The sequence below is a fragment of the Streptacidiphilus melanogenes genome (assembly GCF_000787835.1).
In the GTDB taxonomy this organism is placed as follows: Bacteria; Actinomycetota; Actinomycetes; order Streptomycetales; family Streptomycetaceae; genus Streptacidiphilus; species Streptacidiphilus melanogenes.
Map to the genome: position 1 here is coordinate 12,621 of NZ_BBPP01000006.1, position 21,099 is coordinate 33,719.

Below are 21,099 nucleotides of genomic sequence, written 5' to 3' on the forward strand. Positions count from 1 at the left end.
CATGGCCAAGCTCACCAAGTCCAACTTCCCGCAGTTCTCCGTCGACATCTTCCAGAACGCGTACCTCGCGCAGGGGGCGAACGAGGTCAACGCGATCGTCACGGTCACCGCGACCGGCGGCGGCACCAGCGCGGCGCTCCCGGCCGCGGGCTACGGCAGCTCGCTGGACGGCCCGGACGCGGCCGTGGTCATCGCCGTCGACTGCTCGGGCTCGATGGACTACCCGCCCACCAAGATCCGCAACGCGCGTGAGGCCACCGCCGTCGCGATCGACTCGGTGCGCGACGGCGTCGCCTTCGCCGTGGTCGCGGGCACGCACGAGGCCAAGGAGGTCTACCCGGGCGCAGGGCAGCTCGCGATCTCCTCCCCGGGCACCCGTGAGGAGGCCAAGCAGTCGCTGCGACGGCTCACCCCGGGCGGCGGGACCGCCATCGGCACCTGGCTGACCAAGGCCGACCAGATCTTCTCCACCCGCCCCGACATCTCCATCCGCCACGCGATCCTGCTGACCGACGGCCGCAACGAGCACGAGCGCCCGGACCAGCTCCAGCACACCCTCGACCGGGTCCAGGGCCGCTTCACCGCGGACTGCCGCGGCGTCGGGACCGACTGGGAGGTCGCCGAGCTGCGCCGGATCTCCTCCGCCCTGCTCGGCAGCGTCGACATCGTCGCCGACCCCTCGGGCCTCGCCGAGGACTTCCGGGCGATGATGGAGAAGGCCATGGGCAAGGCCGTCGCCGACGTCGCGCTGCGCGTGTGGACGCCGGCCAACGCCTCGGTGAAGTTCGTCAAGCAGGTCGCCCCGGTCGTCGAGGACCTGAGCGGCCGCCGCGTCGACGCGGGTCCGCGCGCGGGGGACTACCCGACCGGCTCCTGGGGCGACGAGAGCCGCGACTACCACGTCTGCATCGAGGTGCCGCCGGCGGGCGTCGGCGACGAGATGCTGGCCGGCCGGATCAGCCTGGTCGTGCCGCAGCCGGACGGGACCTCCGAGGTGCTCTCGCAGGGTCTGGTCAAGGCGGTCTGGACGGACGACCTCAACGCTTCGACCAAGATCAACCCGCAGGTCGCGCACTACACCGGCCAGGCGGAGCTCGCCGGCGCCATCCAGGAGGGTCTCGACGCCCACCGCCGCGGCGACCTCGACACGGCGACGGCCAAGCTGGGCAAGGCAGTTCAGCTCGCGGCCGAGTCGGGCAACGAGGACACCTTCAAACTGCTGTCGAAGGTGGTCGACGTGGTCGACGCGAAGGAAGGTACCGTTCGCTTCCGTAAGAACGTGAGCGAGGAGGACTCGATGACGCTCGAAACCCGCTCCACGAAGACTGTCAGGGTGAAGAAGTAGCGGGGCCCCGCCCCGCCGCTTCGAACGCGCTGCCGACCGCCTAGCCAGCCCGAGGGGGGCTTGCACGATGCCGATCTGCCCGAACGGCCACACCTCGCAGACCACGGACTACTGCGACTACTGCGGGACACCCATGACCGGGCAGCCGGCCGCCCCGCAGCCGCAGCAGCCGGGCGCGGGCCAGCCGTGGCAGCAGCCCGCGCCGTCCGCGCCCGCACCTGCGACGCCGACGGCCGGTCTGCCGGTCTGCCCGATCTGCACCACGCCGCGCACCGGTCGCTACTGCGAGGAGTGCGGCTACGACTGGGACCTGGCGCAGCAGGGGGCTGCGCCGAGCCCCGCTCCGGTCCCGGGCGGGCCGTCCCCGATGGGACAGCCGTTCCAGCAGCCCGCGCAGCAGTCCGTGCAGCACCCGTTCCAGCAGCCGTTCCAGCAGTCGCCCGCGCAGCAGCAGCCCTTCCAGCAGCAGCCCTTCCAGCAGCAGCCGCCCTTCCAGCAGTCGCCCGCGCAGCAGCAGCCGTTGCAGCAGCCTCTGCAGTCGGGTCCGCCGCAGGCGCCGGTCCAGCAGCCCGGCCTCGCCGAGCCCGTCTCCGGGCCGGTCACCAACGGCGGCTACGGCGCGTACATCACCGGGGACACCAACGGCGGCAACACCGAGTACGTCCTCGCGCCGCCGACCCCGGCCGGGCCGGACGGCGGCGGCGCGCCGGGTCTGGACCCCTTCGGTCCGCCGTCGGGCTCCATGGGGCAGGCGCCGCAGCAGGGCGCGCCGGGCTACCGGGGTACCTGGATCGCGGTGGTCAGCGCCGACCGGGACTACTTCCAGGACATGATGAACCGCAGCGGTCCTGACGCCGCCGGGCTCTACTTCCCGCCGTACTCCCCGGAGCGCCGGGTCCCGATGACCGGTCAGGGCCAGCTCCGCATCGGCCGCCGCAGCCACCAGCGCGGCACCGTCCCGGAGATCGACCTGTCCATCGCCCCGGAGGACCCCGGGGCCTCGCACAACCACGCCCTGCTCCAGGAGCAGCCGAACGGCGGCTGGGTCGTCATCGACCAGGACTCCACCAACGGCACCTCGCTGAACGGCAGCGCGGACCCGCTGCCGGCGTTCACCCCGGTCGAGCTCAAGAACGGCGACCGGATCCACGTCGGCGCGTGGACCACCATCACGGTCCACTGCGCCTGAGCCGGAACCGACCGGCAGGCGACGACCCGGACACCGAACGGGGGGGGAACGGTGACAGGGGACGACGACGCGGCGATCACCGCCGACGGCCTGCGCAAGCGCTACGGCGCGGTGCAGGCCGTCGACGGGGTCTCGCTCTCGGTCCGACGAGGCGAGTTCTTCGGTCTGCTCGGCCCCAACGGGGCCGGCAAGACCACCACCCTGGAGATACTGGAGGGCCTGCGCGAGCCCGACGAGGGCACCGCCACCCTCCTCGGCGAACGCCCCTGGCCGCGCAACCCGCGGCTGCTGCCGCGCATCGGGGTGCAGCTCCAGGCCTCCGCCTTCTTCGAGCGGCTGACCGCCCGTGAGCAGCTGGCGACCTTCGCCTCCCTCTACGGCGTCGGCCTGCGCCGGGCCGAGGAGATGCTGGCCCGCGTGGGGCTCGCCGAGTTCGCCGGCACGCAGGCCGAGAGGCTCTCCGGCGGCCAGGCGCAGCGGCTCTCCATCGCCTGCGCCCTGGTCCACGAGCCGGAGCTGGTCTTCCTCGACGAGCCGACCACGGGCTTGGATCCCCAGGCCCGGCGCAACCTGTGGGACCTGCTGCGCGAGATCAACGCCGACGGCCGCACGGTCGTGCTGACCACGCACTACCTCGACGAGGCCGAGATCCTGTGCGACCGCGTCGCCGTCATGGACCACGGTCGCCTGCTGCGCACCGGCGCACCCGCCGCCCTGATCCGGGAGCTGGACGCGCCGACCCGCATCAGTGTCCCGTCCGGCGCGCTGTCCGTGGACGAGGCCCGCACCGTGCTCGGCGAGGGCGCCCAGACCACGGACGACGGTGTCTCACTGGTCTTCGCCACCCGCTCCCCCGCGTCCGTCCTCGCCCTGCTGGGCGAGCGCGGCGCGCTGAACGGCCTGGAGGTGCGCGGCGGCACCCTGGAGGACGTCTTCCTGCACCTGACGGGACGGGAGTACCGGGAATGAAAGCCTTCTTCTCCCTGTCCCGGGCTCTGCTGGTCAGCAACTCGCGCGACCGCACCTGGCTGTTCTTCACGGTGCTGTTCCCGCTGATGTTCCTGCTGCTCTTCGGCGTCCTGTTCAAGGGCGGCGCGACGGCTCACTCGACCGTGCTGCAGGTGGGCCCGGTCCGTGTGCTGGACTCGATGACCGCGGCCCAGCGGGCCGAGCTGGGCCGGACGCTGACGGTCAGACGCGACGACGACCTCGCCGACGCCCTGCGCAAGGTCCGCGACGGCACGGACGACGGCGCGCTCCAGCAGACCGGCTCCGGGCAGCTGCTGCTGCACTTCTCGGCCGGCGACCAGACCCGCGCCGCGACGGTCCAGGGCCTGGTCCAGGTGGTGGTCCAACAGACCGACCAGGAGGCGACCGGCCGCCCGCCGGCCTGGACGCTGACCACCGCTCAGGTCGAGGACCAGTCCGTCAAGCCGATCCAGTACCTCACCCCCGGCCTGCTCGGCTGGGCCGTCGCCACCTCCGGCACCTTCTCCGCGGCGCTGACGCTGGTCGCCTGGCGTCGCAAGCGCATCCTGCGGCGGCTGCGGCTCGCTCCCGTCGGCCTGTCCGGGGTGATCGCCGCGCCGACGGCGGTGACGCTCCTGGTCGCCCTGGTGCAGACCGCCGTCTTCCTCGGCGTGGCGACCCTGCCGTACTACGGCCTGCGGCTCACCGGGGACTGGTGGCTCGCCGTCCCGCTGGTGCTCAGCGGTTCGCTCTGCTTCATGTCCATCGGCCTGCTCGCGGGCTCCTTCGCCAAGACGGAGAACGCCGCCCAGAGCGCGGCGCAGCTCATCGTCCTGCCGATGGCCTTCCTCTCCGGTTCCTTCTTCCCGCTCGACTACGCCCCCGGCTGGGTGCAGGACGTCGCCCAGGTGATGCCGCTGCACCACCTCGCGGCGGCCATGCAGGACGTCCTCAGCCGCGGCAAGGGCGTGGACGCGGCGCTGCCCACGATCGGCGGGCTGCTGGCCCTCGCGGCGGTGCTGTGCGTCGTCTCGCTGCGGCTTTTCCGCTGGGACGACACGTGACTTCCGCGGTCTGAGAGGATGGGCGCGTGGACCAGATCAAGCGAGGAACCCTGCAGAACCAGACCTTCTACGAGCGGGTCGGCGGCGAGCCGACCTTCCGCCGCCTGGTCCACCGGTTCTACGAGGGCGTGGCCGCGGACCCCCTCCTCCGCCCGATGTACCCCGAGGAGGACCTCGGCCCGGCGGAGGAGCGCCTCGCCCTCTTCCTCATGCAGTACTGGGGCGGCCCCCGCACCTACAGCGAGGGCCGCGGCCACCCGCGCCTGCGCATGCGCCACGCCCCCTTCAAGGTCGACCGCGCCGCACACGACGCCTGGCTCCGCCACATGCGCGACGCGGTGGACGCGCTGGAACTCGACGCGGAACACGAGGAGGAGCTCTGGGGCTACCTCGTGTACGCGGCGGAAAGCATGATCAACACGCCGTGAGGTAGTGGCACGACCCAGGGGCACGAGGAACTGCGCGAGCAACCACCGACATACGGATGGCCCTGCGCGTCCGGGCTCTGCCTGCGTGGGTGGCTTGTCGCGCCCACGCGGCGGAGCCGCATGCCCGCAGCGCCCCGCGCCCCTGCGTGGTGCAACGCCCCTAGCTGACCAGGTGCGCGTTCACGGCCCTGGCCTCTTCCGCCAGGGCGGGCGTCTCGAGCACCGTCGCGCCCGCGGCTTCCAGCAGTTCGACCCCCTGGCAGTCGGCCACGAACAGCGCCGGCTCGCGCCAGGCCAGGACGACGCGGCCGATGCCCGCCGCGCGGATCAGTTCCGCGCACGGGGAGGGGCGGGAGGCACGGACGGAGCAGGGCTCCAGCGTGGAGTAGATCGTCGCCGTGCGGAGGCGCGGGTCGGCCGGGTCGATCTTTCCCAGAGCGGACTCCTCCGCGTGCACCTTGTCGTCGCCGCCCTCGCGCGAGAAGCCGCGCGCGATCTCCGTGCCGTCCGCGGCGACGATGACCGCGCCGACCGAGTACGCCGTCTCCGACGGCGGGCACTGGCGCGAGAGGTCGATCGCGACCCGCATCCAGCCGACGTCCGCCTGCGTGACCAGCGAAGCGTCGGACCGCCGTGCGGCGTACCGCAGCAGCACGATGTCGCCCAGAGTCTCCGTGCCCAGCAGCGTCATGCGCTGCGTCGCGCTCTGCGGGAACGCCGCTCCGGTCGGCGGGGCGAACCGCGGGGCGGATCCTTCGCCGACGAAGAACGGCGCGACCGCCAGCTGGATCTCGTCAACCAGACCCGCCGTCAGGAAGAGGGACTGGACCGCGCCCCCGCCCTCGACCATGAGCCGGCGCACGCCCCGCGCTGCCAGCGCGTCCAGCACACGCGCCGGGTCGAACTCGGCGCCCGTCCCCACGACCTCGGCCGCCGAGCCCAGTGACGCGCGCAGCCCGGGGACGGCCCCGTCCGGAGCGAGGACGAGCTTCGCCCCGCCGCTGCGCCACAGGCGCAGCTCGGAGGAGAGACCGCCGTGCCCCGCCAGGGCCACCTTCAGCGGATGCTCGGTCAGGCCGCGTGCCACGCGTGCCTCACGGCGCGCGGCGTCGCGAACCTCCAGGCGGGGGTCGTCCGCACGCAGCGTGCCCGCGCCGACGAGGATGGCGTCGCTCTCGGCGCGGAGCGCGTCGACCCGGTCGAAGTCCTCGGGAGAGGAGAGCATCAGGCGCTCGTCGGTGGCGTCGTCGATGTGTCCGTCGACGGACATGGCCGCGCTGATCAGCACGAACGGACGGGCGGGCGGGAGTTCTGGGCTCATGAACCAGTCCAACGATTGTTCCCTTGCCGATATGCCCCCGTGTCTTGGCACGACACGGACCGTAGTGTCACACTCACTTCACGTCATCTTCACGCAATCAGGGGACCCCGCCTCGCACGCATGCGAGAACTTTCCGCATTCGGCCGATCGTGGGTAGTTGTGTTAGACGACTTTCATACCGGGGGACACAACACGGCACCCACCATCAGGGGTCCCGGGCACCCATGGCCGGCTCCATCTGACGGGTCGTCAGATGGAGCCGGCCATGGGGGAACCAAGAACGGGGGAAACGTCTCGTGCGTTGGCTGATCTCTTCCTGCCTCCGACTCGCCGCCGCCGTCGTCGTCGCCGCGCTCGTACTGATGGGGCTCGGCATCGGATCCCTGCGCCACGCCGCGGTGGACACGCTGCCCGAGTTCATGCCGCCGCAGGTGGAGGTCCAGACCGAGGCCGTCGGGCTGTCCACGAACGAGGTCGAGCAGCTGATCACCGTGCCGATGGAGGACGAGCTCAACGGCATCGCCTTCCTCGACCACATGCGCTCCCGTTCGATTCCCGGCCTCTCCGACATCGAGCTGACCTTCCAGCCCGGCACCGACATCTACCAGGCCCGGCAGCTGGTCCAGGAACGCGTCACCCAGGGCCCGGCGGTGGTGAACGTCGGCACCCCGCCCGTCATGGTGCAGCCGCTTTCCGCCGAGACCCGCGCGCTGATGGTCGGCATCTCCTCCACCAGGATCAGCCCCATCAACCTGTCCACCCTCGCCCGCTGGCGCATCCGGCCACGGCTGCTGGCCGTGCCCGGCGTCGCCAACGTCACCATCTGGGGACAGCGCGACCAACAGCTCCAGGTCCTTGTCGACCCGGCGAAGATGCACGCCAAGGGCGTGACGCTCACTCAGGTGATCAACACCGCCGGTGACGCGATGTGGACCTCACCGCTCTCCTTCGTCGAGGCCTCCTCCCCCGGCGCGGACGGCTTCATCGACACCCCCAACCAGCGGCTCTCCATCCAGCACCTGCTGCCGATCTCCACCCCGCAGGACCTGGCGAAGGTCCCCGTCGAGGTCGACACCGGAGTCAGCAAGCTGAAGCTCGGGGACGTGGCGACGGTCGTCGAGGACCACCCGCTGCTGCGCGGCGACGCGGTGCTGACCTCACAGTCCGCCGACGGCACCGGCTTCCTGCTGGTCGTCGAGAAGTTCCCCGGCGCCGACGCGCTCGCCGTGGACCGCGGGGTGCGGCAGGCCATGGCGGAGCTGGCACCCGGCTTGTCCGGTGTGAAGGTCGACACGGACGTCTACCGGCCGGCGAACTACCTCGACTCGATGCTGCGCAACCTCGGCTGGGCGGCGCTGGCCGGGCTGGTGCTGCTGGTCGCCTGGTTCGGGCTGGCCTGGCGCTCCTGGCGGGTGGCCCTGGTCGGTCTGGTCGCGATCACGCTGCCGCTGATCACCGCCGCCTGGGTGCTGCAGCTGCGCAGCGCGACCTTCAGCTGGTTCACCCTGGCCGGCCTCGCCGTCGCCCTGGCCGTCGTCGTGGACGACGCCGTCTCCGCGATCGCCGCGGTGCAGCGCGGCCTCGACGGGCCACGCGGCCAAGCCGACGCCGACACGGACGGAGCGGAAGGCACGGACGGAGCGGACGGCGACCGGCAGGACACCAGGGACGGCCGCGCGGGCGCGATCACCGACGCGCTGCTGGGCGTGCGCCGCCCGCTCGGCTGGGCGCTGGCGGTGCTGCTGCTCGCCGCCGTCCCGCTGCTGCTGGTCCCGGGCAGCAGCGGCGCGCTCACCCGGCCGATGCTCTTCACCTACGTGCTGACCATGGTCGCGGCGACCGCCGTCGCCCTGACGGTCACCCCCGCGCTCGCGCTCCTCCTGCTGCGCCGGGCGCCGGAAGGACGCACCGTCCCTCCCGTGGCACGCTGGATCGAGGCCGCCTACGACAGCGTGGCCGCGGTGTTCGCCCGGCGTCGCGCCGCGTCCCTCGTGGTGGCCGGCGTGCTGGCGCTCGGCGCGCTGGCGATCATCCCGCAGTTCGGCAGCGGCACCCTGATCCCGACACCGCAGGACCGGAACCTGGTGGTGCAGTGGAGCGCCGCTCCCGGCACCTCACTGCCCGCCATGCGGCAGACCACCGAGGCGGCCGGCGCCGAGCTGCGCACCGTCCCCGGCGTGACGGGGGTGGCCAGCGACATCGGCCAAGCCCTGCTCGGCGACCAGATCGTCAACGTGGACTCGGCCCAGACCTGGGTCACCGTCTCGGGCGGCGCGAACCTGGACGCGACGACGTCGGCGATCACCCGGGTGCTCGGCCACTACCCCGGGCTGCACCACCAGCTCCTGACGTACGCACAGACCTCGCTCGCCAAGGCCCCGGCGTCGAACACCGACCCCGGCAACGGCGCACCCCTGACGGTCCGTCTCTACGGCACGGACTGGGCCACGCTGACCGCCGACGCGACGCGGCTGCGCTCCGTCGTCGACGGCATCGGCGGCGTCAGCGACGCGACGATTCACGAGCCGACGCAGGAGCCCTCCGTCCTGATCGACACGAACGTGGACAAGGCGGCCCAGTACGGCCTCTCACCCGGCGACGTGCGCCGCGCGACGGCGGTCCTGATCTCCGGCATCCCCGTCGGCAGCTACTACCAGCAGCAGCAGATCTTCGACGTCGCGGTGTGGAGCGTCCCTGCGGTCCGCGAGAACCTCGGCGACATCGAGAACCTGATGCTGGACACCCCCAGCGGCGGCCAGGTCGCGCTCAAGAACGTCGCCACCGTCAGCATCGCGCCCACGCCGACGGAGATCGACCACGAGCAGGCCTCCCGCTACCTCGACATCACCGCCCAGCTCCACGGCATCGACGCGGACACTGCGGTCTCCCGCGTGCAGGCGGCCGTGCGCGGCGTCGCGCTCCCCCTCGGCTACCACGCCGAGGTCTCCAGCGGCCTGGCACAGCAGCAGGGCGCCGCTCTGGTGATCATCCTCGTCGCCATCGGCTGCGCGCTCGGCACGCTGCTGCTGTTCCAGGCGGCGCTGCGGAGCTGGCCGCGCGCCGGGCTGCTGCTCGCCTCGCTCCCGCTGTCGCTGGCCGGCGGCGCACTCACGGCGTACGCGGCGGGCCGCACGCTCACGGCCGGAACGCTGATCGGCTTCCTCGGCGTGCTGGCGCTGGCCGTGCGCGGCGGCATCCGGGTGCTGCGCCGCACCCGCGAACTGGAGCTGGGCGGCCGCGCGGGCGCGGCGGGCCTCGCCGCACGGGAGGCGTCGTTCCCGGTGGTCGCCTCGGCGGTCGGTCTGATCCTCATGGTCGTGCCGTTCACCGTACGCGGGGACGTAGCCGGCCTGGAGCTGATCCGCCCGCTCTCCTTCGTCCTCATCGGCGGCGCGGTGACGGCCACGGTGGTCACGCTCTTCCTGCTCCCCGCGTTCGCGGGCCAGGGCCCGCTGGAGGAGGACGAGGCGGAGCTCTTCCCGAGCGACGACGGCGGGCCGAGTGAGCGCGAGCCCGCCACCCCGGAGTTCGGCCGGAGCGCGACAGCGTTGGGCTCGGCGCGCGCCGCCGATGGTGCGTCAGGTTCGCTCCCGCAGGAAGGTGCACGGCCAGGGGCGCGGGGCTCTGCCGATCAGGGGCTCCGCCCCGGGGCGCGAGAAGCCACCCGCGCAGGTAGAGCCCCGAACGAGCAGGGCCGTCCGCCCCGGGCGGCTGATCACGCAGTTCCCCGCGCCCCTGAGGTGCATGGCACCTCGCCTGCACAGCCACCCGCCCCCGGGGAAGGCGCAGCCTGATGTCGCGGGTGCGCGTACTCGCCGCCGTGGTCGCCGCGATCATGGGGTTGCCCGTGGTCGCGGCCTGCGGGCCGAAGGACCAGACTCCCGCCTCCTACACGCCCGCGACGCTCGCGCCGCTGCCGAGCTCCGTCGCCGCGCTGCCCGGATACGGGCACGTGCAGAAGGTCGTGCTCACCCCGCTCGCGGAACAGCGCCTGCGGGTGCGGACCGTGACCGTCGCGTCGGCGGCGGGCGGTGAGACGCAGGTGCCCATCACCGCCGTGATCTACGACCCCGACGGCGTGCCCTGGGTGTACGTCCCGGACGGCGGGCACGCCTACACGCGCCACGCCATCACCATCGCGCGGTACGACGGCGACACGGTCGTCCTCGGCGCGGGGCCGAAGGCCGGCACCTCCGTGGTCGTCGTCGGCGCGGCCGAGCTGCTGGGGACCGAGTACGGAGTGGGGGAGGAATGATGCGCGGTTCAGCGAAGGGGCACGGCGGCGTGATGCGCGCCATCGTCGCCTGGAGCCTCAGCTTCCGTTTTCTGGTGGTCGCGGCCGCCGTCGCGTTGATGACGGTCGGCATCGCGACCATGCCCAGTACGCCGCTCGACGTCTTCCCCGAGTTCGCTCCCCCGCAGGTGGAGATCCAGACCGAGAGCCTCGGGCTGTCCACCTCCGACGTGGAGCAGCTGGTCACCGTGCCGCTCGAACTGGCGATGAACGGCATGCCGGGACTGAGCCAGATGCGGTCCACCTCGGTGCCGCAGCTCTCCTCGATCGTCATGGTGTTCTCGCAGAACACGAACCTGCTGCGGGCCCGTCAGCTGGTCGCGGAGCGGTTGGCCACCGTCCGGCCGACGCTGCCGCGCTGGGCCAGCCCGCCCGTCATCCTCGCGCCGGTCTCCGCGACCGCACGCGTCGTGCAGATCGGCATGACCGCCAGCGGCAACGGGCCTGACGGCAAGCCGCTGACGCCTATGGAGCTGTCGCAGCTCGCCTACTGGAACGTCAAGCCCCGGCTGCTGCACGTCGACGGCGTGGCGGACGTGTCGATCTGGGACCAGCGCCCGGAGACCTTCCAGGTCCAGGTGGACCCGAAGAAGATGGCGGCGCAGCAGGTCACCCTGGACAACGTGGAGCGGTCCACCGCCGACGCGCTGGACTCCGGCGCGCTGCAGTTCTCCACCGGCGCCGTCGTCGGCGCGGGCGGGTACCTCGACGGCCAGGGCGCGCCGGGGCTGGGGAACCAGCGGCTCCAGGTCGCCCACCAGCTGTCCGTACAGAGCCCGGCCGACCTGGCCAAGATCCCGTTGGAGGACCAGGCCGCCCAGGGCAAGAAGGTGACGCTGGGCCAGATCGGCGACGTCGTCGAGAGCTACCAGCCGCTGATCGGCGACGCCGTCATCAACGGCAAGCCGGGCATCCTGCTGGTCGTCGAGAAGCTGCCGTGGGGCAACACCCTCAAGATCACCTCGGCGGTCGACGAGGCGCTCAGGTCGCTGCAGCCGGGCCTGAAGGGCGTGGCCTTCGACTCGCACATCTTCCGGCCGGCCGACTTCATCGACGACTCCATCCACAACCTGCTGGACTCGCTGCTGCTCGGCTTCCTGCTGGTCGTGGTCATCCTGGTGCTGTTCCTGTTCGAGTGGCGGGTGGCGCTGATCAGCCTGGTCAGCATCCCGCTCTCGCTGACCGCGACCGTGCTGGTGCTCAGAGCCCTCGGCACCACCGTCAACACGATGGTGCTGGCCGGCCTGATCATCGCGCTCGGCGCGGTCGTGGACGACGCCATCATCGACGTCGAGAACATCCTGAGGCGCCTGCGCATCGCCCGCCGCACCGGCAAGGACGACGGCAAGGCCACCAAGTCGACGGCCCGGATCATCCTGGGCGCCTCGCTGGAGGTCCGCAGCCCGATCGTCTACGCGACGCTGATCATCGTCGCGGCGGCCGTGCCGATCTTCCTGCTGCACGGCCTGACGGCCTCCTTCTTCCGGCCGCTGGCCTTCGCCTACACGCTGGCGATCATCGCCTCGATGGCGGTGGCGCTCACCGTCACCCCGGCGCTGACCCTGATCCTGCTGCGCCGCGCGCCGCTCAAGCGGTTCCAGTCGCCGCTGGTCCGGGTGCTGCGCCGCTGGTACGAGCGGTTCCTGAACCGGATCGTGGCCCGCCCCACCGCCGCCTACGGCGTCTTCGCCGCCGTGGTGCTGTGCGGCGCGCTGGTCGCGCCGCAGCTCGGCCAGTCCCTGTTCCCGGCCTTCCAGCAGCGCGACCTGTTGATCCACTGGGACGCCATCCCCGGCACCTCCGACACCGAGGTGCTGCGCACCACCAACCAGCTCTACGCGGAGCTCAAGGCCATCCCGGGCGTCGAGGACTTCGGCGCGCACATCGGCCGCGCCCCGCAGGGCGAGGAGATCGTCGGCATCAACGCGACCGAGGTGTGGATCCACATCGACTCCAAGGTCGACTACGACAAGACCCTGGCCAGGGTCCGCCAGGTCGTCGACAGCCACCCCGGCCTGTACCGGGACGTGGAGACCTACCTCAACGAGCGCATCGAGGAGGTGCTCACCGGCTCCCAGCAGGCCGTCACCGTCCGCGTCTACGGCCAGGACCTGGGGCAGATGCGCAACACGGCGCAGTCCGTGCTCAACCAGGTCGCCGCCGTCCCTGGGGTCGTCGACCCGCACATGGCCCTCTCCGTCGACACGCCCCAGATCAACGTCGAGGTGAACCTCGCCAAGGCCGCGAAGTACGGCCTCAAGCCCGGTGACGTGCGGCGGCAGGCCGCGACCATGGTGGCCGGCCAGGAGATGGGCAACGTCTTCGAGGACAACCAGGTCTACGGCGTCTTCGTGTGGAGCATCCCGTCCGCCCGCCAGAACGCGGGCTCGATCGCCGCCCTGCCGCTGGACACCCCGAACGGCGGCCACATCAAGCTGGGCGACATCGCGAACGTCACGCTCGGCCCCGACCCCTACCTGATCACCCGTGAGGACAACTCCCGCTACATCGACGTCGGCGCGAACGTCCAGGGCCGCGACCTGTCCGCCGTGGTCGACCAGATCCGCGCGAAGCTCGCCGCCAACGTGACCGTCCCGCAGGGCTCGCACTACACGCTGCTGGGCGAGTACCAGGAGCGTCAGCAGGCGCAGCAGAGCCTGCTGACGACGGCGGCGCTGGCGGCCGTGGCCATCATGCTGCTGCTTCAGCTCGCCTTCGGCTCGTGGCGGCTGGCGACGCTGCTCTTCGTCACGCTGCCGATGGCGCTGATCGGCGGCCTGATCGCGATCTGGTTCGGCGGGGCGGAGATCACCATCGGGGCGCTGGTCGGCTTCTTCACCGTCTTCGGGATCGCGGCGAGGAACGGGATCCTGATGATCAATCACTGCCAGCACCTGGAGACCGAGGAGGGCATGGCCTTCGGCCCCGACCTCGTCGTCCGCGGCGCGAGCGAGCGGCTGGCGCCCATCCTGATGACCTCGCTGGCGACCGGCCTGGCCCTGGTGCCGCTGGTCATCGCCGGCAACCAGCCCGGACGCGAGATCGAGTACCCGCTGGCCGTGGTCATCCTCGGCGGGCTGGTGAGCTCGACCCTGCTGACGCTGTTCGTGGTGCCCTCGCTGTACCTCCGGTTCAGCCGGCGCAAGGAGCAGGGCCCCACCGAGATGCCGCCCGCGGAGCTGCCGGTGGGCTGAGGCACAGGCCCGGCCCCGAGTGCGGGCTGGGGCCGCTCAGCCCGGAGCGGCGATGCCGTCCAGGACCATGGAGAGGTACTGCCGGGCGATCTGCTCCGGGCTGTGCCCGCCGCCCGGCCGGTACCAGGACGCGGCGACCCACACGGTGTCACGGAGGAACCGGTAGGCGAGCCGCAGGTCCAGATCAGCGCGGAAGGCGTGCGCGGAGACCCCGCGTTCCAGGGTCTCCAGCCAGACCTGCTCGAAGCGCTGCTGCGAGTCGGCCAGGAAGGCGAACCGCGGCTGCACGGCGAGCTGCCGGGCCTCCTTCTGGTAGATCGCCACCGCGTCCCGGTGCCGGTCGATCTCCCGGAACGACTCCGTCACCAGCGCCGCGAGGGTGTCCTTCGGGTCGAGCCGGGCGGCGAGGACTTCGTCGTAGCCCGCCCACAGCTCGTCCAGGAAGCCCGAGAGGATCTCCTCGAGCATCGACTCCTTGGAGTCGAAGTGGTAGTAGAGGCTCCCGGCCAGCAGCCCCGCCTCATCCGCGATCTTCCGCACGGTCGTGGCGTTGTAGCCCTGCTCCGCGAAGACCCGCGCGGCGGTCTCCAGAATCTCGCGCCGCCTGGCGGGAGACGCCGACTGGCTGCTTCTCTGTGTACTCGGCACCCCCACATTCTCCTGCACGAAACCCTGCGGTTCCCCAGCAGGGGCAGCGGAAGCCGGGCCGCCGCACAGAATCGTCGGGTGTCCGAATTGTCCGCCCGACTGTCCGTACACAGGGCTAGGGTTCGGCCATGGCTGATTCCGGAGACCTCGACGGCTTGCACTCGTGTTCGGTCGGCGGCGCGGAGCGACTCGACGCCGAAGGCGAGATCGCGGTGGCGCGTCTCGCCATGGACGGCGGCGACCTCGCGCACGCCGCCACGCACGTCGGAAACGCGATCGCCAGCGCACCCCAACTGCCGGAGGCGCACGAGGTGCTGGGCGAGCTCGCAGCCCGGGCCGGTGGTGCCGAGGCCGCACTCGCACTGTTCCCGATGGACCGGCCCTACATCGGCGCCGTCGCGGCCCGTGCCAACCTGCTCGCGTCCTGCGGGCAGTGGAACCAGGCGGTGCGCCTGCTCGCGGAGGTCGTCGCCACGGAGCCGGGGCGGCCCTGGTCCGAGGTCGCCTGGCTGAGTCGCCGGGACCTGCCGGATCTGGTCAACCCCGAGGTCGTCGCCCAGTCCATCGGCCGGATCGTCGGCTCCGGCCTGCCCGACCCCTTCCCCGAGGTGCTCCGCACCAGCCTGCGGCCCTTCTACGACACGGTCCGCGCCGTCACCGCCGCCTGTCCGCAGCACGCCATGCTGCTCTCCCTCGCCTCCGGCCTGGCCCGACGCTACGGCGACCACGACGAGTCCATCGCCTGGGCCCGCGCCGCCGTCGCCGCCGAGCCCACGCACATAAGCGCCGTCATGCTCGGCTACGCGCTGCGCGCCGCGGGCCGGCCCGACGAGGCGATCGCCGTCTGGACGGACGAGCTGGCCCGTGACCCCTCCGATCTCAGCCTGCACGTGGACGTCGCCGAGCTGTACGCCGCGACCGGTCGGCCCGCACTCGGGCTGCCCTGGGCGGAGAAGGCCGTCGCCGCGAACGCCGAGGACCCGCTGGTCGTCCCGGCCCTCCACGGCATCCGCTTCGCCGTCGACCAGGACCCGGTCCACCTGGTCGCCCTCGTCGACCACCTGCGTGAGCACCCGGACCACGACTACGCGGCGACGGTTCTGGCCCAGCACAGCAGGGGACGCCCCTGGCTGGCGGGTGTCAGCCCCGCCCGTGAGGCGACGGCGAACGTCCTGCGGCAGTTCCTGCGCAGTCCCGACATTCGAGCGCACCACCGACTCTCCGTCGCGGGGTCCGCCGTCGAGGCGCCGAGCAGCGTGCTGACGCTGCTTCAGTGCTATCCCGGAGCCGAGCTGGAGTTCCGGTCCGTCCCCGAGCCCGACCCGCGGCACCCGCTGCGCCCGGTCGGCACGCAGGTCTGGAACTACCTCGGCACCGCGGCCGAGCCGGCCGTCCCGGCGCCGCCGGCGGAGGCGAGCGAGGCCGTGCGGACCGTCGCCGAGCACGCCTGGCCGTCGCTGCCCGCTGCCTACGACCGCGCCGTCCGGCTCGCCGCGGTCCCGATCACGCAGTTGCTCGGCGTGCTGGTGCACCCGCCGCTCCCCCGGAACGACGAACGCGGGCAGGCCCTCGCCGCGAACGCGCCCGACCTGTGGGTGCGCGCCGTACAGGCCTTCGCCTGTCTGGGCATAGCCCACCACGGCACGGACACCCCGTGGCCGGAGTCGGAGCGCCGCCGCGTCCTGTCCGACCTGTTGGTCGGCCCCGAGGACTGGGTCACCGAGGCAGCCGCCCTCGCCCTGCTCGCCGTCGCCTGGAGCGAGCCCGCCACCAGGGAGGACATCGGACGGCTGCTGACCGCCCGCCTGACGCTCGCCATGGAGGCCTTCCGCACCCGGCCGGTCGAGGTGCTGCCGACGCTGTGCGCCCTCGTCCTCGCCTGCCCGTGGCTCGACGAGCGGGACCGGGAGCCCGCCCGGCTCGCGGCGGAGGCCGTCCGCCGCAGCGACGAGACGCCCGCGTCGACGGACGCGGAACAGCGGGGGCGTGAACTCGTCGCCGCTGGGAAGGAGCGCGCCAGAGAGAAGGAGCGCTCCGGAGAGGAAGCGGAGCCGAGGCGGCGGGGCCTCTTCCGTCGACGCCGCCGCTGAGTCACCATGGGAACGCGAGCCGTCACCGACAGGAGAGGGTCGTCATGAAACTGGGGAAGCTCGTCGCCAAGGGCGTCGCGGAGGACGTGGTCGACGCCACCGTCGAGGAGGCGCCTCCCGCGCGTGAGCCGGAGACCACCGAGGCGGTCACCGTGCTGCCGCCCCGCGCGGAGCCGGTGAGCGCTGGGTCGAGCACAGAGCGGTGAGCGGGTTCCGGCGCGCCCCCCGGGAGCGTCCGGAGCGTCCACCGGTCGGGTACAAGATCGCCCGACCGATGCTCTCCGCCGACGGCACCCGCCTCGGTTTCCGAGGCGTGTCGCTCGGCGGGGACATCGTCTACGGGCCGCTCGACGACGCCCGCTGCGGCTACGAGCGGCGGCACCGCCCGCCGGCGCGCTGGTGTGCCTGCGGCTTCTACTGCCTGCACGACGCGGGCGCGGCGATCGAACTCGGCTGTGCGACGGAGTACCGGGACACCGTGCTGCTGGAGGTCGCGGTGCTGGGCGCCTACCTGCGCCACGAACGCGGCATGCGCTTCGAACGCCAGCGCGTGCGCCGTGTCCACTACCCACGGTGTGCCTGCGGCCGCGTGTCGGAGGGCGTCATCGACACCGGCGAGGGGGTGCTCGGCTGGCGCGCGATCACCGGCAGTTGCGCCGCCTGCGCGGGTCACCGCGCGCTGCTGCGGTTCGACACCTACTCCCACCTCGCGGGCCCGGAAACGGTCACCACCTGCGACGAACGCCTCCCGCCCCCGGCCCCCGCATTCGCACGCACAGCCGCGCTGCCCCTGGATCAGGGCAAGGACGGCACGGACGCCCTCGTCCCCCAACTCGCCGCCGAGGCCGCCCTCCTCCAGGCCCGCCTGGACTGGTTCCAACTCCAACTCGGCAAACTGACGGGCCAGGGCGAGAGCTGAGGCCCGCGACGCCGCACGGCCCCGCCTCCGGTCCACGCGGGGCGTCACGGCCGTAGGTGGTAGGTGGGGGGACGAGACGAGGAGCCTCCCGCCCAGGAGCGGGGAAGGCATCCGCCCGCCGAAGGCTCGGCCGCGGTGCGTCCCGACCGGAGACCGGGAGCGGCTCACCACCGCCGGTCCACGCCTGTGCCCCAAACCCCTGGGCGGGTGACGGGGCAAGGGGCCTCCTCCCGTGCCACGGCTGCGGACGGCAGCCACCCGCTGAAGACGGAGCGGGGCAGGCCGGAGGCCGGTGTCGCTCCGTGCGGCCGGGGCAGGCGCGGGGTTGGTGCAACTGGGCGGCGTGGCCGGAGGCGTAGGGTGGGCCGCATGGCTCAGGAGCTTCCGACCGCGCCGGTGCGGGTTGATGCGTGGATCTGGTCCGTGCGTCTGGCCAAGACCCGGTCCGCCGCCGGAACGGCCTGCCGGGCCGGGCACGTGCGGGTGAACGGGGAGCGGGCCAAGCCCGCGCAGCTGGTGCGGCCCGGTGACGAGGTGCGGGTACGTCAGGAGGGGCGCGAGCGGATCGTCATCGTGCAGAAGACCGTCGCCAAGCGCGTCGGCGCGCCCGTCGCCGCGGAGTGCCTGATCGACAACAGCCCCCCGCCGCCGCCCCGTGAGTTCGTCGCCACCGTACCCGTCCGCGACCGCGGCGCCGGCCGGCCGACGAAGCGGGACCGCCGCGACATCGAGCGGCTGCGCGGCTTCTGACGCGCGCAGCCGAGCGCTTCGCCCTGAGGGCCCGAGGCCCTCAGGCCCTCAGGCCCTCAGGCCTTCTTGACTGCCACCAGTCCGTAGCCGCCGACCTCCGCGCGGGTGAGGCGGAGGTCCTCCTCGCTGACGGGCTCCGCGCCCGCCTGCCATTCGTTGATGGAGACGACGCCGGGACCGGCCAGCTCCCAACCATCCTCGCCGCTGGTGCCGAAGCGCTGGACCTCGTCGAGGGGACGGGTGGCGACGGTGATGCCGCCGGCCTTGTAGATGCTCTCGACCGCGTCCTTGATCTCCTGCGTGGAGTGGTCCGAGCTGCCGTGGGTGAGGATCAGCACGCTGCCCGGGGCGAGCACCTGCTTGTAGCGGTCGAGCAGCGCGAGCGGCTCGTCCGAGTCCGGCAGGAAGTGCAGCAGTGCGACGACCAGCAGGGCCACGGGCTGATCGAAGTCGATCATCTCCTTGACCGCCGCCGCGTCCAGGATCGCGTCGACGTCGTGGAAGTCCGCGTCGACGTAGGCGGTGCGGCCCTGCGGGGTGCTGCTGAGCAGCGCACGGGCGTGGCTGAGGACCATCGGGTCGTTGTCGACGTAGACGATCCGGGAGTCGGGGGCCAGGCGCTGCGCCACCTCGTGGGTGTTCTCGGCGGTCGGGATGCCCGTGCCGATGTCGAGGAACTGGCGTATACCGAGACCGCTCGCGTAGCGGACCGCGCGGCCGAGGAAGCGCCGGTTGGCGCGGGCCGCATCCTGGACCGTGGGAATGAGCTTGACCACCTGCTCGGCCGCGGCGCGGTCCGCCGGGAAGTTGTCCTTGCCGCCGAGGTAGTAGTCGTACATCCGCGCCGGGTGCGGGACGTCGGTGCGCAGTTCGGTGCGGGGTTCGGCGTCGTCGTCCTCGGCCGCGGCCCAGTCCCAGTCGATCGCGGCCTCGGCGTCCGGTTCGGCGTTCGCAGCCGCTGCCTCCGCTGCCGCGTCCGCGCCTGTCTCGGCGTTGACGTCCGTGTTCTCAGCCACGTCGGCCCCCTTCACCCAACAACCCCGGCACGGGGTGACAACTCGTCACCCCGCGGTCCCCCATATGTTAGCTGTGAGACGCCACACTGAGGCCATGGATCACGGATCGTTCACGTCTCATCAACTCCGAGCTCTCTGCCTGGACTTCAACGGTGCCGAGGAGACGTTCCCGTTCAACCCGGAGACCTCCGTCTTCAAGGTCGGTGGGAAGATCTTCGCCATCTCCGCCCTGGATGCGGCTCCGCTGCAGGTCAGCCTGAAGTGCGACCCTGAGCTCGCGGTCCGGCTGCGTGCCGAACACCCCGCCGTCACCGGCGGCTGGCACCTGAACAAGCGCCACTGGAACACCGTCCTGCTGGACGGCTCACTCCCGGACCGGCTGGTCAGGGAGATGGTCGAGGACTCCTACGATCTGGTCGTCTCCGCCCTGCCGCGCAAGCAGCAGTTGCTGCTGGACTGGCCCGGCCTCAGGGCGCGGCCTGAGAGTTCGCCGGAAGATCGATCGTGACGTAGGTCTTGCGCAGCGTCTCGTGGACCTCCCACACGCCGGTCCACCCGGCCGGGGTCACCAGGGTGTCTCCGGGACCGATCTCCACCGGTTCACCGTCGGCCGGGGTCACCGTGGCGTGACCGGAGAGGATCTGGCAGACCTCGTGGTAGCCCTCGCGCGTGGCGGTGAACCGCCCCGGCGTCGCCTCCCACACGCCGGTCTCCACACCCTCCGGCGCCGTCCACACCGTGCGCAGCGCCTCCTGCTGTCCCTCGGTGGTGCTGGTCGGCTTGGGCGCGAAGGCGCCGAGCTCGGCCTTCTCGGCGCGGTGCAGAACGATGGCCATGGGCGGTGCTCCTTGCGTGGATCGCCGGGACGGCGGGCAGACGGACGACCACGCTGCCAAAGCACGGTCACCCCGGGCCACCGGCAAGGTGTAACGCCCCGGCAGCCCGGTCCGACAACCCGCTCCCGTGCCGGTCTCGTCGCGGTCCGGCAACAGTCCGGGGGCCGCGCTGTTCGTCCCCTTCGTGCGGCGATACGGTGCCGTCAGAGACGACCAGGATCTGGAGGGGGCGGCCGCCATGCAGGCTGAGATCAAGGGCAGCACCATGCCGGTGCTCGAGGTGCAACTGGGGCCCGGCGAGTACGTGGTGACGCCGCACGGCGAACTTTCGTGGATGTCCGCCAACGTGCAGATGTCGCAGACCATGTCGGGCGGCGCGCCCGGCGGTGGCGGAGGCGGCTTCATGGGCGCGATGAAGCGCGTCCTCGGCGGCGGCAGCCTCTTCATCACGCAGTACACCGCCCAGGGCGGGCCCGGCCTGGTCGCCTTCGCGTCCAAGGTGCCCGGCCACATCGTGCCGGTGGACATCGCCCCCGGCCGCACCGTCATGGTCCACCGCCACGGCTGGCTGGCCGGCACCCCCGGCATCACCCCGACCGTCGGCTTCCAGCAGAGCTTCCGCGGCGGCCTGTGGGGCGGCGACGGATTCGTGCTGCAGAAGCTCGAGGGCCAGGGCCGCGCCTGGGTCGAGCTCTCCGGCGAGCTCACCACCTACACCCTGGGCCCCGGCCAGACGATGCTGGTCCACCCCGGCCACGTGGGCATGTTCGACCAGTCGGTGCAGTTCACGCTGACCCGCGTGCCCGGCATCGCCAACAAGATCTTCGGCGGCGACGGCTTCTTCCTGGTCGCCCTGACCGGCCCCGGCCAGATCTGGCTCCAGAGCATGCCGCTGCCCAACCTCGCCCACTCCCTGGCCCCGTACCTCCCCGCGGCCGGCGCGGAGAACGTCGAAGCGGCCGGCGTCGGCGGCCTCATCGGCGGCATGCTGCGCTAGGGCCTGCCGCACCGATCACTCCGCGCGCGGGGGCCGCAC

18 protein-coding genes are annotated in these 21,099 nt (G+C 72.3%); 14 read left to right on the forward strand and 4 right to left on the reverse strand.

Translation table 11 applies throughout. The features are described 5' to 3' along the window. The first annotated feature begins 1 nt into the window (after position 1). The 5 genes from TR49_RS08830 to TR49_RS08850 all read left to right on the forward strand — a co-directional run bounded on the left by TR49_RS08830 (position 2) and on the right by TR49_RS08850 (position 4,995). The gene (locus TR49_RS08830) at positions 2 to 1,345 is read left to right on the forward strand and encodes a vWA domain-containing protein (RefSeq protein WP_042379202.1); all 1,344 of its coding nucleotides are present in this window, start codon (positions 2 to 4) and stop codon (positions 1,343 to 1,345) included. A gap of 67 nt (positions 1,346 to 1,412) precedes the next feature. Next, positions 1,413 to 2,534, forward strand: coding sequence for an FHA domain-containing protein (locus tag TR49_RS08835; RefSeq protein WP_042379205.1), 1,122 nt, complete (start codon positions 1,413 to 1,415; stop codon positions 2,532 to 2,534). Positions 2,535 to 2,585: 51 nt separating this feature from the next. Further along, entirely contained in the window at positions 2,586 to 3,503 is a 918-nt protein-coding gene (locus TR49_RS08840; RefSeq protein ID WP_042379207.1) for an ABC transporter ATP-binding protein, read from the forward strand. Continuing rightward, positions 3,500 to 4,567, forward strand: a complete 1,068-nt coding sequence (locus tag TR49_RS08845; RefSeq protein WP_042379210.1) for an ABC transporter permease — start codon at positions 3,500 to 3,502, stop codon at positions 4,565 to 4,567. The genes TR49_RS08840 and TR49_RS08845 overlap by 4 nt, the downstream gene beginning before the upstream one ends. Before the next feature lie 26 nt (positions 4,568 to 4,593). Next, complete coding sequence (locus tag TR49_RS08850; RefSeq protein ID WP_042379212.1) at positions 4,594 to 4,995, forward strand: globin; 402 nt, start codon at positions 4,594 to 4,596, stop codon at positions 4,993 to 4,995. Positions 4,996 to 5,155: 160 nt separating this feature from the next. Here the strand turns inward: TR49_RS08850 and TR49_RS39780 are convergent, their stop codons facing one another. Next, positions 5,156 to 6,316 (reverse strand): dihydrofolate reductase family protein, encoded by a 1,161-nt coding sequence (locus tag TR49_RS39780; protein ID WP_052434153.1) that lies wholly within the window; start codon positions 6,314 to 6,316, stop codon positions 5,156 to 5,158. Between the two features lie 296 nt (positions 6,317 to 6,612). Between TR49_RS39780 and TR49_RS08860 the strand changes: the two genes are divergently transcribed. From TR49_RS08860 to TR49_RS08870, 3 genes are read left to right on the forward strand one after another with little or no spacing between them, the layout of a single operon-like run. Next, positions 6,613 to 10,110 (forward strand): efflux RND transporter permease subunit, encoded by a 3,498-nt coding sequence (locus TR49_RS08860; protein WP_052434129.1) that lies wholly within the window; start codon positions 6,613 to 6,615, stop codon positions 10,108 to 10,110. After that, entirely contained in the window at positions 10,110 to 10,571 is a 462-nt protein-coding gene (locus TR49_RS08865) for a hypothetical protein (RefSeq protein ID WP_052434130.1), read from the forward strand. The genes TR49_RS08860 and TR49_RS08865 overlap by 1 nt, the downstream gene beginning before the upstream one ends. Continuing rightward, on the forward strand, positions 10,571 to 13,804 hold the full coding sequence (locus TR49_RS08870; RefSeq protein WP_201776166.1) for an efflux RND transporter permease subunit: 3,234 nt from the start codon (positions 10,571 to 10,573) through the stop codon (positions 13,802 to 13,804). The genes TR49_RS08865 and TR49_RS08870 overlap by 1 nt, the downstream gene beginning before the upstream one ends. Before the next feature lie 36 nt (positions 13,805 to 13,840). On the opposite strand, the gene TR49_RS08875 is transcribed toward TR49_RS08870, so the two are convergent. Next, positions 13,841 to 14,452 (reverse strand): TetR/AcrR family transcriptional regulator, encoded by a 612-nt coding sequence (locus tag TR49_RS08875; RefSeq protein ID WP_042379215.1) that lies wholly within the window; start codon positions 14,450 to 14,452, stop codon positions 13,841 to 13,843. 128 nt (positions 14,453 to 14,580) lie between these two features. Between TR49_RS08875 and TR49_RS08880 the strand changes: the two genes are divergently transcribed. The 4 genes from TR49_RS08880 (at position 14,581) to TR49_RS08890 (ending at position 18,211) form a co-directional block, all read left to right on the forward strand. Further along, complete coding sequence (locus TR49_RS08880; protein WP_152627142.1) at positions 14,581 to 16,542, forward strand: tetratricopeptide repeat protein; 1,962 nt, start codon at positions 14,581 to 14,583, stop codon at positions 16,540 to 16,542. Positions 16,543 to 16,586: 44 nt separating this feature from the next. Next, positions 16,587 to 16,748, forward strand: coding sequence for a hypothetical protein (locus tag TR49_RS43655; RefSeq protein WP_160311558.1), 162 nt, complete (start codon positions 16,587 to 16,589; stop codon positions 16,746 to 16,748). After that, the gene (locus TR49_RS08885; RefSeq protein ID WP_042379218.1) at positions 16,745 to 17,461 is read left to right on the forward strand and encodes a hypothetical protein; all 717 of its coding nucleotides are present in this window, start codon (positions 16,745 to 16,747) and stop codon (positions 17,459 to 17,461) included. The genes TR49_RS43655 and TR49_RS08885 overlap by 4 nt, the downstream gene beginning before the upstream one ends. 369 nt (positions 17,462 to 17,830) lie before the next feature. Beyond that, positions 17,831 to 18,211, forward strand: a complete 381-nt coding sequence (locus TR49_RS08890; protein ID WP_042379221.1) for an RNA-binding S4 domain-containing protein — start codon at positions 17,831 to 17,833, stop codon at positions 18,209 to 18,211. A 56-nt stretch (positions 18,212 to 18,267) separates the two neighbouring features. On the opposite strand, the gene TR49_RS08895 is transcribed toward TR49_RS08890, so the two are convergent. Continuing rightward, positions 18,268 to 19,227 carry an SAM-dependent methyltransferase gene (locus TR49_RS08895; protein WP_236653279.1) on the reverse strand — a complete coding sequence of 320 codons (960 nt, stop codon included), beginning with the start codon at positions 19,225 to 19,227 and terminating at the stop codon, positions 18,268 to 18,270. Between the two features lie 94 nt (positions 19,228 to 19,321). On the opposite strand from TR49_RS08895, the gene TR49_RS08900 reads away from it, so the two are divergent. Then, positions 19,322 to 19,735, forward strand: coding sequence for an MmcQ/YjbR family DNA-binding protein (locus tag TR49_RS08900; protein WP_042379223.1), 414 nt, complete (start codon positions 19,322 to 19,324; stop codon positions 19,733 to 19,735). Here the strand turns inward: TR49_RS08900 and TR49_RS08905 are convergent. Beyond that, positions 19,695 to 20,063, reverse strand: a complete 369-nt coding sequence (locus TR49_RS08905; RefSeq protein WP_042379226.1) for a cupin domain-containing protein — start codon at positions 20,061 to 20,063, stop codon at positions 19,695 to 19,697. The genes TR49_RS08900 and TR49_RS08905 overlap by 41 nt on opposite strands. A 238-nt stretch (positions 20,064 to 20,301) precedes the next feature. Here TR49_RS08905 and TR49_RS08910 point away from each other — a divergent pair, with 238 nt between their 5' ends. Then, positions 20,302 to 21,060, forward strand: coding sequence for a TIGR00266 family protein (locus tag TR49_RS08910; protein WP_042379491.1), 759 nt, complete (start codon positions 20,302 to 20,304; stop codon positions 21,058 to 21,060). Positions 21,061 to 21,099: the final 39 nt, after the last annotated feature.

Bases quoted from the DNA above. Each gene is read 5' to 3' on its own strand.
- TR49_RS08865 (WP_052434130.1), top strand. From the start codon at position 10,110: ATGTCGCGGGTGCGCGTACTCGCCGCCGTGGTCGCCGCGATCATGGGG.
- TR49_RS08845 (WP_042379210.1), top strand. From the start codon at position 3,500: ATGAAAGCCTTCTTCTCCCTGTCCCGGGCTCTGCTGGTCAGCAACTCG.
- TR49_RS08900 (WP_042379223.1), top strand. From the start codon at position 19,322: ATGGATCACGGATCGTTCACGTCTCATCAACTCCGAGCTCTCTGCCTG.
- TR49_RS08905 (WP_042379226.1), bottom strand. From the start codon at position 20,063: ATGGCCATCGTTCTGCACCGCGCCGAGAAGGCCGAGCTCGGCGCCTTC.
- TR49_RS08880 (WP_152627142.1), top strand. From the start codon at position 14,581: ATGGCTGATTCCGGAGACCTCGACGGCTTGCACTCGTGTTCGGTCGGC.
- TR49_RS08830 (WP_042379202.1), top strand. From the start codon at position 2: ATGGCCAAGCTCACCAAGTCCAACTTCCCGCAGTTCTCCGTCGACATC.
- TR49_RS08870 (WP_201776166.1), top strand. From the start codon at position 10,571: ATGCGCGGTTCAGCGAAGGGGCACGGCGGCGTGATGCGCGCCATCGTC.
- TR49_RS39780 (WP_052434153.1), bottom strand. From the start codon at position 6,316: ATGAGCCCAGAACTCCCGCCCGCCCGTCCGTTCGTGCTGATCAGCGCG.
- TR49_RS08835 (WP_042379205.1), top strand. From the start codon at position 1,413: ATGCCGATCTGCCCGAACGGCCACACCTCGCAGACCACGGACTACTGC.
- TR49_RS08910 (WP_042379491.1), top strand. From the start codon at position 20,302: ATGCAGGCTGAGATCAAGGGCAGCACCATGCCGGTGCTCGAGGTGCAA.
- TR49_RS43655 (WP_160311558.1), top strand. From the start codon at position 16,587: ATGAAACTGGGGAAGCTCGTCGCCAAGGGCGTCGCGGAGGACGTGGTC.
- TR49_RS08890 (WP_042379221.1), top strand. From the start codon at position 17,831: ATGGCTCAGGAGCTTCCGACCGCGCCGGTGCGGGTTGATGCGTGGATC.